Source organism: Streptomyces sp. NPDC107471 (assembly GCF_055582845.1).
Genome location: NZ_JBVJPC010000006.1, coordinates 517,941 through 529,533 on the forward strand (window position 1 = coordinate 517,941; position 11,593 = coordinate 529,533).

General features: G+C 72.4%; 10 protein-coding genes. 7 read left to right on the forward strand and 3 right to left on the reverse strand.

Going from position 1 to position 11,593, the window contains the following annotated elements:
• Positions 1-39 precede the first annotated feature (39 nt).
• Positions 40-1,959, forward strand: a complete 1,920-nt coding sequence (locus tag ACZ66S_RS23450; RefSeq protein WP_469903472.1) for a helix-turn-helix domain-containing protein — start codon at positions 40-42, stop codon at positions 1,957-1,959.
• Positions 1,960-2,004: 45 nt separating this feature from the next.
• Here the strand turns inward: ACZ66S_RS23450 and ACZ66S_RS23455 are convergent, their stop codons facing one another.
• Complete coding sequence (locus ACZ66S_RS23455) at positions 2,005-3,393, reverse strand: MFS transporter (protein WP_469903473.1); 1,389 nt, start codon at positions 3,391-3,393, stop codon at positions 2,005-2,007.
• A gap of 128 nt (positions 3,394-3,521) precedes the next feature.
• Positions 3,522-3,788 (reverse strand): GlsB/YeaQ/YmgE family stress response membrane protein, encoded by a 267-nt coding sequence (locus ACZ66S_RS23460; RefSeq protein ID WP_123987321.1) that lies wholly within the window; start codon positions 3,786-3,788, stop codon positions 3,522-3,524.
• A gap of 256 nt (positions 3,789-4,044) precedes the next feature.
• Between ACZ66S_RS23460 and ACZ66S_RS23465 the strand changes: the two genes are divergently transcribed.
• From ACZ66S_RS23465 to ACZ66S_RS23485, 5 genes are all read left to right on the forward strand, one after another.
• Complete coding sequence (locus ACZ66S_RS23465; RefSeq protein WP_469903474.1) at positions 4,045-4,401, forward strand: ArsR/SmtB family transcription factor; 357 nt, start codon at positions 4,045-4,047, stop codon at positions 4,399-4,401.
• Between the two features lie 40 nt (positions 4,402-4,441).
• Entirely contained in the window at positions 4,442-5,215 is a 774-nt protein-coding gene (locus tag ACZ66S_RS23470; protein WP_469903475.1) for a lytic transglycosylase domain-containing protein, read from the forward strand.
• A 212-nt stretch (positions 5,216-5,427) separates the two neighbouring features.
• Positions 5,428-7,134: an LCP family protein gene (locus ACZ66S_RS23475; protein ID WP_469903476.1), complete on the forward strand. Its 1,707-nt coding sequence runs from the start codon at positions 5,428-5,430 to the stop codon at positions 7,132-7,134.
• 72 nt (positions 7,135-7,206) lie between these two features.
• A complete protein-coding gene (tatA, locus tag ACZ66S_RS23480) occupies positions 7,207-7,473 on the forward strand; it encodes a Sec-independent protein translocase subunit TatA (RefSeq protein ID WP_469903477.1) in 267 nt (88 codons plus the stop codon).
• A 104-nt stretch (positions 7,474-7,577) separates the two neighbouring features.
• A complete protein-coding gene (locus tag ACZ66S_RS23485) occupies positions 7,578-9,290 on the forward strand; it encodes a serine/threonine-protein kinase (protein ID WP_469903478.1) in 1,713 nt (570 codons plus the stop codon).
• 54 nt (positions 9,291-9,344) lie between these two features.
• On the opposite strand, the gene ACZ66S_RS23490 is transcribed toward ACZ66S_RS23485, so the two are convergent.
• Entirely contained in the window at positions 9,345-10,574 is a 1,230-nt protein-coding gene (locus ACZ66S_RS23490) for a PP2C family protein-serine/threonine phosphatase (RefSeq protein ID WP_469903479.1), read from the reverse strand.
• Between the two features lie 223 nt (positions 10,575-10,797).
• Between ACZ66S_RS23490 and ACZ66S_RS23495 the strand changes: the two genes are divergently transcribed.
• Positions 10,798-11,502 carry an NADPH-dependent F420 reductase gene (locus tag ACZ66S_RS23495; protein WP_469903480.1) on the forward strand — a complete coding sequence of 235 codons (705 nt, stop codon included), beginning with the start codon at positions 10,798-10,800 and terminating at the stop codon, positions 11,500-11,502.
• Positions 11,503-11,593: the final 91 nt, after the last annotated feature.

Consider the following 11,593-nt stretch of genomic DNA (forward strand, 5'->3'; position numbering starts at 1 on the left):
CCCTGACGGGGTGAGCGCGCGATGAGCAATCCTGTGGGCATGTCCAGCGATCACACGCAGTCCGTCGAGCGCCCCGCAGGCAGTGCCGAGGCCCCCTTCCTCGAACTGCTGGCCAGGGGCGCGTCCGCCGACGCCTACGAGCAGCCGGTGCTGCTCGCCCGCGCCGAGGGCAGGCCGGCCGAGCGGATCGCCGCGCTCGAGGAGGCCAAGGCGGTCGCCCTGCGCGTGCGCTCCGAGCTGGAGGGCCGGCGCCGGCGGGAGGCCGAGCTGTCCGCCCTGTTCGAGACCGCCCACGACCTGGCGGGTCTCAGGGACCTGGACGCGGTGCTGCGGGCCATCGTGCAGCGCGCCCGCTCCCTGCTCGGCACGGACGTGGCCTACCTCAGCCTGAACGACCCGGTGCGCGGCGACACCTACATGCGGGTCACCGAGGGCTCGGTCGCGGCCCGCTTCCAGCAACTGCGGCTCGGGATGGGCGAGGGGCTCGGCGGACTGGTCGCCCAGACCGCCCGCCCCTACGTCACCGACGACTACTTCAAGGACGAGCGCTTCCAGCACACCCTCACCATCGACTCCGGCGTACGCGACGAGGGCCTGGTCGCCATCCTCGGCGTGCCGCTGACCCTGGGCCACCACGTCATCGGCGTGCTGTTCGCGGCGGACCGGCGGGCCCGGGTCTTCGAGCGGGAGCAGATCGCCCTCCTCGGGTCCTTCGCCGCGCTGGCCGCGGCCGCCATCGACACCGCGAACCTGCTCACCGAGACCCGCTCGGCCCTGACCGAGCTGGAGCGGGCCAACGAGATCATCCGGGACCGCAGCGGGGTCATCGAGCGCGCCTCCGACGTCCACGACCGGCTCGCCGAACTGGTACTGCGCGGCGGTGGGGTGCACGACGTGGCGGCGGCCGTGTCCGAGATCCTCGACGGCACGGTCGAGTTCGCCGAGATCGCGCCCGCCGAGGCGCTGGAGGCGTCCCGCGCCGAAGGCCACGCCGTACGGCACGGGGACGACTGGATCGCCGCCGTCGCCGCGGGCGGGGAGCTGCTGGGCGCGCTCGTACTGCGCGGCCACCCCGGGCTCGACCCCGTGGACCAGCGCACCCTGGAGCGCGCCGCGATGGTCACGTCGCTGCTCCTGCTCGCCAGACGTTCCGCCGCCGAGGCCGAACAACGGGTGCGCGGCGAGCTCCTGGACGACCTGCTCGACGCCCGGGACCGGGACCCCCGGCTGCTGCGCGAGCGGGCCGCGCGACTGGACGCCGACCTGGACGCCACCCACGTCGTGCTGGCCGCCCGGCTCGACGGACCCGCGGCCGACGCCGACCAGGAGGCGGCCGCCCGCAGACGCCTGTGGTCCGCGGCCTCCCACCTCGCCGCCACCCGGCACGGCCTGGCCGCCGCCCGCGACGGCGGCACCGTCCTGCTGCTGCCCCTCACCGCCGGGGACACGGCCACCGCACTGGCCCGCCGGACCGCCGGGCAGCTCGGCACAGCCGTCCACGAGGCGGTGACCGTGGGTGCCTCGGCCCCGGTCCGCGACCTCGCCGTCCACCTGGACGCCGTGGCCGCCGCCTACGAGGAGGGCCGGCGCTGCCTCGACGCGCTGCGCCTGCTGGGCCGCACGGGGGACGGGGCCGCCGCCGAGGACTTCGGGTTCCTCGGCCTGCTCCTGGCCGGTGACCGGGACATCGCGGGCTTCGTGGACCGCACCGTCGGCCAGGTGGTCGACTACGACGACCGGCGCGGCACCGATCTGCTGCGCACCCTCGACGCCTACTTCGCCTGCGGGATGAGCCCGGCCCGCACCAAGGACGAGCTGCACGTCCATGTGAACACCGTGGCCCAGCGCCTGGAGCGGGTGGGCCGCCTGCTCGGCGAGGACTGGCAGAGCCCGGCCCGCGCGCTGGAGATCCAGCTCGCGCTGCGGCTGCACCGGCTGTCGGCTCCGACACGGCCCTGACCCCCGCACGCGCGGGCGTACGGGGGCGTTCGGGAGCGGCGGGGTTCAGGCGGTGCGGGCGTCCGCCGCGGCGGAGGCGGCCGCGGGCTCCGGCTCCGCCTCAGGCTCGACGTCGGACAGGTCCCGGTGGCGGGTCTCCTGGGCGACACCGACGGCGACGACCGTCAGCACGACCGCGGCGATGACGTAGAGGGCGATCGGGGTGGAGCTGCCGTAGTCGGAGAGCAGCGCTGTGGCGATGAGCGGGGCCGGGGCGCCGGCCGCCACGGAGGCGAACTGGGCGCCGATGGAGGCACCGGAGTACCGCATCCGGGTCGCGAACATCTCCGAGAAGAAGGCCGCCTGGGGTGCGTACATGGCGCCGTGCAGGACGAGTCCGACGGTCACCGCGAGGATCAGGTTGCCGAAGCCGCCGGTGTCGACGAGCGAGAAGAACGGGAACATCCACAGCCCGACGCCGACCGCGCCGAGCAGGTACACCGGGCGCCGGCCGATCCGGTCCGACAGGGCGCCCCAGGCGGGGATCACCGCGAAGTGCACGGCCGAGGCGATCAGCACCGAGTTGAGGGCGGTCTGCTTGGAGACACCGGCCGAGGTGGTGGCGTAGACGAGGATGAACGCCGTGATGACGTAGTAGCTGATGTTCTCCGCCATGCGGGCGCCCATCGCGATCAGCACGTCGCGCCAGTGGTGGCGCAGCACGGAGACGAGCGGCAGTTTCTCGGCCACTCCGTTCCGGGCCGCCTTGCGGGCCTCGGCCTGCGCCAACGCCTGCTTGAACACCGGGGACTCGTCGACGGACAGCCGGATCCACAGACCGACGACCACCAGGACGCCGGAGAGCAGGAAGGGGACGCGCCAGCCCCAGCTCGCGAACGCCGCGTCCGACAGGACGGCCGTGAGCAGCGACAGCACACCGGTGGCGAGGAGCTGTCCGGCCGGTGCGCCGGTCTGCGGCCACGAGGCCCAGAAGCCGCGCCGCCGTGCGTCCCCGTGCTCGGACACGAGCAGGACGGCGCCGCCCCACTCCCCGCCGAGCGCGAAGCCCTGGACCAGGCGCAGCACGGTCAGCAGCACGGGAGCGGCCGTGCCGACGGTCGCGTGCGTCGGCAGCAGACCGATCGCGAAGGTCGCCCCGCCCATCAGCAGCAGGCTCAGGACCAGCAGCTTCTTCCGCCCGAGCCGGTCGCCGTAGTGCCCGAACACCAGGGCGCCGACGGGCCGGGCGGCGAATCCGACGGCGTACGTCAGGAAGGACAGCAGCGTGCCGACGAGCGGGTCGGAGTCGGGGAAGAACAGCTTGTTGAAGACCAGGGCGGCCGCGGAGCCGTAGAGGAAGAAGTCGTACCACTCGATGGTGGTGCCGATGAGGCTGGCGGCGACGATGCGCTTCAGGTTGTTCGGCGTCGGGGGAGCGGATGCTGCGGAGGCCATGTGCGCCACTTCCTCGTGTGCGGTGGGGACGGGTACGTGTTCGCACACCGTAGGAACGCGCACGTCAAGGGCACATGTGGTGGCACAACATAGTTCTGCGGGTGGTTGTGGCCGGTCGAACCAGCCTTTCAGTCCCGCGAGTTGCCGAACAGCAGGCGGTAGCCGATCAGCAGCACCAGGGAGCCGCCGATCGCCGCGCCCCACGTGTAGAGATCGAAGAAGTGGTTCTCCACCGGGCGGTCGAGGAAGCGCGCGGAGAGCCAGCCGCCGACGAACGCGCCCGCGACCCCGATGAGGGTGGTGCCGATGAGGCCGCCCGGATCCCGACCGGGCAGCAGGATCTTGGCGATGGCCCCGGCGAGCAGTCCCAGAATGATCCAGCCGATGATGCCCACGTGGTAGTCCTCCAGTCGGGCCGGGTCCGGCGGAGTCCGCCCGGCCCGGCACCTCGGTTGCCTGATTGCGCAAGCCTATGGACCGGGGTCGGGGCACAACGGGTAGTGCCGGTAGCTGATGACAAGTCGTCGACGTTCTTTCACACGCTTATTACATTGCGCAATCGATGAAGTGGAATCACCCACCCGAGCCAGCCCGGCCCCTTACACTGAGACAGCGCACGTGCGGGGACAGTGATCGGGACGGGAGGGGATCGTGGCGGCGTTCACCGGTGGCTTCGAGGATCCGTCCGACGAGGTGCTGACCGAGGCGGCCGCCGCGTTCGGGCTCCTCGCGTCCTCCGCGCGGCTGCACATCATGTGGGCGCTGTCCCAGGGCGAGAGCGATGTCTCCCACCTCGCCGACCGGGTCGGGGGTGCGCTGCCCGCGGTCAGTCAGCACCTCGCGAAGCTGAAACTCGCCGGCCTCGTGCGCTCCCGTCGCGAGGGCCGTCGACAGGTCTACTTCGTCGACGACCCCGACATCGTGACCGTCGTCCGTGTCATGGTCGGCCAACTGACCGCCCGGACCGTCCCGGCCGCCGCTCACAGCCACGCCTCACGCGGCTCTTAGTCCGCCCCCTGTACGAAGGTGCACAACAGGGGGGAGAGGCATGTCCGATGCCCGGTCGTCGGGGCGCCGACGCTGGATCCCCGTGGTGGTCCTCGCCCTGGCGCTGTACGTCATCGTGCGCGCGGCGAACACCTCGCAGGGCGACGCCTCGGCCCCGCCCGCGACGGGCACCCCCACGAGCACCCCCGCGACGAGCACCCCTGCGACGGCACCTAGAGTCGGCCGAGCAACACCGTCAACTCCCGCGCCGGCTCCGACAGTCGGCCGGGCCACGCCGTCGCCCTCCGCCCCTTCCCCTGCTTCTCCTTCCGAGGTGATCTCCTCGCCGTACGATCCCGCCGACTACGCCTCCCAGGTGCGCAGCCGCGCCCGGCAGACCGGTGTCCGTGCCCGGCTGCTGATGGCGATCCTCTACAACGAGGCGTACAAACCGCATGTCCCCGCCCTGGAGCGGGCCTGGCAGAAGTACAAGCCGGGCGCGGCCTTCGGGATCGCCAACATGCACCGCGCCACGTTCGACGAGGTCAAGAAGGGCCGGGACTTCGCCGACCGCGGATGGGAGGAGCTGCCCGACGACCGGGACCTCGCCATCGAGGCCGCGGCCTGGTACCTGCACGACCTGGCCGCCGTACTCCCGGCCGACCGGGCCGCGCCGTACACCGAGGACGAACTGCTGGCCCTCGGCTACAACACGGGCGCCGACAACATGCTCGCCTTCGCCCGCGGTGCGACGCCGGGCAGCCAGGCCCGGTCCTACCTCGACCACCTGCACGCGAACTGGGCGAAGGCGGGGCGGGCCGTGGGCGAGGATTGAGACCTCCGGGAGGTTGCCGCATTCCGCCATGAGATCTCTCACCCGTGAAATGCGACGCGGTCCGTGCTGGCCGGGCCAGGGATTTGTTAGATTGCGCAACTACGCAACCTAGGCCTTGTTCCCGCTCGGCCTGCCCGTACACCGCCGCGCACGCCCGGCCGCCCCCTCCATGGCCCGGCCTGAGGGGCCCGACCGTTTCGTGGGAGTGGTAGATGAGCGACCGGTGGGACAGCCCGGGCGGTCAGGCCACGCGCAGCCGCTCCGGCCGCGTGCCGGGACAGCGGGAGGACGGGGCCGGTGGCGCGCAGCCGCCAGGCGGCCGGGCCGCCGCCCGGGCGGCCAACCGCACGCAGGGCGGCGGGCGGTCGCGTCGCCGGGCCCGCCCGGTGCGGCGCGGCAGGCGGGTCCTGCGGATCGTCGGGATATGTCTCTCGCTCCTCGTCCTGGGCACGGCCGGGGCCGGCTGGTGGTTCTACCAGCACCTCAACGGCAACATCAACAGCGTCTCGCTCGACGGCAAGGGCGGTGCGGAGAAGGCCGACGCCTTCGGCCGCACCCCGATCAACATCCTGGTCATGGGCTCGGACGGGCGGACCAGCACAGCGGACTGCAAACTGGGCGGCGGCTGCTCCCGGACCGGAGTGCAGACCGGCAACGGCAACGCGGACGTGCAGATGGTCGTGCACATCTCCGCGGACCGCTCCAACGCCACCGTCATGAGCATCCCCCGCGACACCATGGTCGACGTCCCGGCCTGCAAGGACAGCGAGAGCGGCCAGTCCACGCCCGGCTACTACGGCCAGATCAACAGCGCCCTGCGCTACGGCCCCGCCTGCCAGGTCGCCACCATCCACCAGCTCACCGGCATCCCCATCGACCACTTCGTCAAGCTCGACTTCTCCGGCGTGGTCAAGATGTCCGACGCGGTGGGCGGTGTCTCCGTGTGCGTCAACAGCGACGTCTACGACACCTACTCGCACCTGAAGCTGTCCGAGGGCGACCACACCCTCAAGGGCGAGGCGGCCCTGGAGTTCGTCCGTTCCCGGCACGGCTTCGGGGACGGCAGCGACCTCGGTCGTACGGTCTCCCAGCACATCTTCCTCAGCGCGATGATCCGGAAGTTCAAGAGCGCCGGCACGCTCACCGACCCCACGGCGGTCTACGACCTCGCGGACGCCGCCACGAAGGCGCTCACCGTGGACGACGGTCTCGGCAGCGTCAAGAAGCTGATCGGGCTCGCGGCCGACGTGAACAAGGTCCCCACCAAGCGGATGACCTTCACCACCATGCAGACCGCCGCCGACCCGAACGACACCAACCGGGTGGTCGTCGGCGCGGGAGCGAAGGCGCTCTTCTCCAGCATCGCCGACGACCAGTCGCTGACCACCGGGTCCGGCAAGAAGTCCTCGGCGGCCTCCGCGACGGCCACGGCGGCAGCGGTCCCCGCCTCGCGGATCGCCGTGACCGTCGAGAACGGCACCGCGATCACCGGCCGTGCCTCCGAGGTGGCGAACGCGCTCACCGGCCAGGGCTTCAGCTCCGACACCACCACCGCCAACGCGCCGAGCCCGGCGGCGACCACGACGCTCACGTACGGCACCGGCCGGAAGGCGGAGGCGCAGACGGCCGCCAAGGCGCTCGGACTGCCCTCCTCGCACCTGGAGGCGGGCACCGGCAGCGGTCTGACCCTGGTGATCGGCGGGGACTGGACGAGCGGCACCACGTTCCCCGGCGGCAAGGCGTCGGCGGCCCCCGCCGACACCGAGGCCGCGGTCTCCAACGCGCACGCCCAGACCGCCGACGAGGCCAAGACCTGCGCCAAGGTCAGCCCGTACAAGACCGTCTCCCTCAACGGGGTCGCGATGACACCGGCGCAGGCGTACGCGGAGGCGACCGACAAGAAGGACTCCGACAAATGAGGCGGGGACCGGCTCTTCGGTTGTACAGTTGCGCAAGCTGGCAACAATGAGTGTGGAGAAGGGACGTGCGGCATGCTGCGCAACGGACTGGAGCCCTGGCACCTGCTGATCGTGGCGATCGTGATCATCGTGCTGTTCGGCTCGAAGAAGCTCCCTGAGGCCGCCCGCGGGCTCGGCAAGTCGATGCGCATCCTCAAGAGCGAGGCCAAGGCCATGAAGGAGGACGGCACCGACCGGAGCACCGCCGCCCCGGCCGAGCCGGTTCAGCAGGTCGTGCGGTCCGCGCCGGGAGAGCCGACAGCGGCGCAGCGGACGGCAGAGGGCAACCCCGCCCACTGAACTCCCGTACACCGGGCCGGTCACGGTGAGCCGGAGGCGGTCGCGGCGGCCCGGTGCCGACCTCCGCTGGGAGGCTCCGACCCCGTCGCCGTAAGCTCCCGCCCATGAGTGAGTCAGACGAGGGTCCCGGCAGACGAGTCGTCGACGGGCGCTTCGAGTTGGAGGCCCGCCTCGGCGGCGGGGGGATGGGTACGGTCTGGCGGGCCAGGGACCTGGCGCTGCACCGGATGGTCGCCGTCAAGGAGGTCCGCCCGCCCGACCGGGACCTCGCCGAGTACGACCCCGACAGCGCGCGGACGCTGCGCGAGCGGGTGCTGCGCGAGGCACGGGCCCTGGCCCGGATCGACCATCCGAACGTCGTCACCATCCACCACATCGTGGACGGCGGCGAAGGCACCTACCCGTGGATCGTCATGGAGCTGGTCAGCGGCGGCTCCCTCGCCGACCGGCTGGCCCAGGGGCCGATGCCGCCGGTCGAGGCGGCGCGGATCGGCCGGGGTGTGCTGGCCGCGCTGGCCGCCGCGCACGACGCCGGCATCCAGCACCGGGACGTCAAGCCCGCCAACGTCCTGCTGCGGTCCGACGGGCGCCCCGTCCTCACCGACTTCGGCATCGCCGCGATCCGCGAGACGACCAGCCTCACCGTCACCGGCTCCATCATCGGCACCCCCGACTTCATGGCACCGGAACGCATCTCGGGCCACGAGGGCGGCTCCGCCTCGGACCTGTGGTCGCTCGCGATGATGCTGTACACCGCCGTGGAGGGCCACCACCCGCTGCGCCGCGGCAGCACCCTCGCCACCCTCGCCGCCGTCCTCAACGACGACGTACCGCCGCCCGCGCGGGCCGGTGCCCTGGGCGACGTACTCATGAGCGCGCTCGTACGGGATCCGGCGGCGCGTCCGTCGGCCGCCGTGCTGGACCGGCGGCTGGCCGAGATCGAGTCGGGGCCGAGCGGCCCGACGGCCGTGTGGCAGCCGCCCACCGCCCCTGCGCAGGCACAGCCTCCTTCCTACCCGGGGCTCTACGCCCCGGCCACCACCCCCGTCCCCGGTCCCCCCGCCGGATTCGGGCCGCCGCCCGTCCTCGGCGGCCCCGGCCAGCCCGTGACCTCGCCCGTCCGGGCGGGCGCCGGGAACCGGTCCGGACGGGGTGTCGCGCTCGGCGTCACGGGGACCTCGCTCGCGGGCGCCCTGGCCCTGCTGTGGTGGCTGGTGCCCTTCGGAGGCGACTCGGGCGACTCGGGGGATCCGGGCGGCGCGTCGGGCACCGGCGCCTCGTCCTCCGCCACCTCGTCCGCGGACCCGACCGGCTCCCGGGCCACCGCCCCGACATCCCGGCAGTCGAAGGCCGCGACGACCACGAGCCTGCTCACTCCCGACGGCATCCGTACCGCCATCCGGGCACTGGAGAAGGAGACCGGCCGGGACAGGTTCGGCGACTTCACCGTCTACGACGACTTCGTGTCGGCCGAGGTGATGGTCGACGGCAGCGACAGCAAGTACGACAGCTACACGTACCGCGTGGGCCGGGGTGTGGAGAAGGGCATCATCAAGGGCACCCTGTCCGGCGGCGACCAGCCCTTCCGCCTCGACGACTTCGACTGGGACAAGGTGCCCGCGCTGTTCGCGGAGGCGCGGAAGAAGCTCAACGTCGATGATCCGGAGACGCGTTACGTGCTGGTCAGGCAGCCCAACGACACCTTCGACACGCCCCTCGGCATGGCCGTCTACCTGAGCAACGAGTACAGCCAGTCCGGCTATCTGGACGCGACCCCCAAGGGCAAGGTGACCCGGGTCATGCCCGCGGAGGACTGAGGGTCCGCGCCGGGCCGACGCGACGGCTCCGCTCAGCCGACGCGACGGCTCCGCTCAGAGGCGGATGACGACCAGAGCGGTGTCGTCGGCGTTGCCGGTCGCGGGCAGCAGCTCGGCCAGGAGGGCGTCGGCCAGGTCCTCGGGGGCGGCATGGCGGTGGCGGCCGAGCGAGTCGGTGAGCCGGGCCAGGCCGGTGTCGATGTCCTCGGTGCGGCGCTCGATCAGCCCGTCGGTGTAGAGGACCAGCGTGGCGCCCTCGTCGAAGGACGCGGTGGCCTCCGGCCGGGTGGCGTGCTCGGGGCTGGCGCCCAGCGGCGGGTCGGTGGCCCGGTCCAGGAAGGACACCGAGCCGTCGGGATGCAGGAGCGCGGGCGGGAGGTGGCCCGCGCTGCTGTAGGTCAGCGTGTGGGCGTCCCAGTCGATGAAGGCCGTCGCCGCCGTGGTCGACTCGGCGCCGTCCACGGAGCGGGCGTACAGCCCGAGCGCCTCCAGGGCGCGGGCGGGGCCGTCGGCGACCCGGGCGGCGGCGCTCAGCGCGCTGCGGAGCTGGCCCATCACGCAGGCGGCCGCCAGACCGTGGCCCACGACGTCACCGACGGCCACGGCGAGGCGGTCGCCGGGCAGGTCGACGAGGTCGTACCAGTCGCCGCACACGTTCAGCGCGCCGACGGCGGGGCGGTAGCGGACGGCCGCCTGGTGGTGGTCCAGGGGTCTGTGGGCGGGCAGCAGGGCCTCCTGGAGCGCCAGGGCGACCTCGCGTTCGCGGGCGTGCGCCCTGCGCAGACGTTCGTTGACCTCCTGGAGCTCCCGGGCCCGGGTGTACAGCTCGGCCTCCAGCACCCGGGCCCGGCTGTCGCCGCCCGGTCCGCCGCGGGCGCGGATGAGTTCGGTGACCTCCTCCACCCGGTGCACGAGCAGGGTCACCTTGCCGTCGGTGCCGAGGACGGGAGCGTTGACCGGGCTCCAGAAGTGTTCCCGCCAGTGGCCGGGACGCTGGGGGTCCTCGATGTCGTAGCGCAGGACCGCCATGGTGTCGCGCTCGCCGGTGGCGACCGCCCGCAGCATCGACTCCCGCGTCTCCCGCATCCCCGCCGCGGCCGAGTCGTGGGGGTTCTCGGGGAAGACGTCGAAGATGTAGCGGCCCAGGAGGTGCTCGCGGGGGCGACCGGTCAGGCGTACGAAGTCGTCGTTGACGTCGACGTACACCAGCTCGGGCGTCAGCAGCGCCACCATGCCGGGCAGGGCCCGGAAGACCGCCGCGTAGTCGATCTGCGGTTTCCTCATGTGCAGCCTGCCTCGACACGAGCCATCATGATGTGATTTTCCACGATAGAGGGGAACGGGGCGCCGCCTCGACAGTTACGGTCGTCAGGAGGCGGCGAACGACCGCGATCTGCCTGGACCGACCTGGGGCGACCTGCACCGACCTGGTTCCGCATCGCGGTTCCGCCGCGCCGCGGGCACGGCCCGTACAGCCGCTCGCCCGACTCCCGGAAGGGGCACTCGCATGCGTTACGCAGTCCTCGGAACCGGCATCGTCGGCCGGACCATCGCCGGCAAGCTCGCCTCCCTCGGCCACGACGTCGTCATCGGCACCCGCGATCCCGAGGCCACGCTCGCCCGTACCGAACCCGACGGCATGGGCAATCCGCCGTTCGCCCGGTGGCACGCCGACCACGGCCAGGTGCGTCTGGAGACCTTCGAGACGGCCGCGGCCTTCGGCGAGTCTGTCGTCAACACCACCGCCGGCGGGCAGAGCCTCGATGCGCTGCGGGCGGCGGGCGCGGCGAACCTGAGCGGCAAGGTCCTCATCGACGTCGCCAACCCGCTGGACTTCTCCACCGGGATGCCGCCGACGCTGGACCCGGTCAACACGGACAGTCTCGGCGAACGCATCCAGCGCGCCTTTCCCGAGGCCAGGGTCGTCAAGTCCCTCAACACCATGAACTGCTTCGTCATGGTGGAGCCGGCCCGGGTGGCGGGGGAGCACACCGTGTTCGTCAGCGGCGACGACACCGGCGCCAAGAAGGCCGTCACCGAACTGCTGGGCTCCTTCGGCTGGCCCGCGGCGAGCGTCATCGACCTGGGCGACATCACGAGCGCCCGCGGCGCGGAGATGATCCTCCCCCTCTGGCTCCGCCTGTACGGAGCGCTCGGGCACGGCGACTTCAACTTTCATGTGCAGGGGGGCGGGGGCATGCCGACGCCCTAGGTCGTGTCCGCAAAGTGCCCGTGTCGTTGGTCTGTTCGTGGTGCGTCGTCATGAGCTGACTGATGAGTCGTGGGCGGTGATCGAGCCGTTG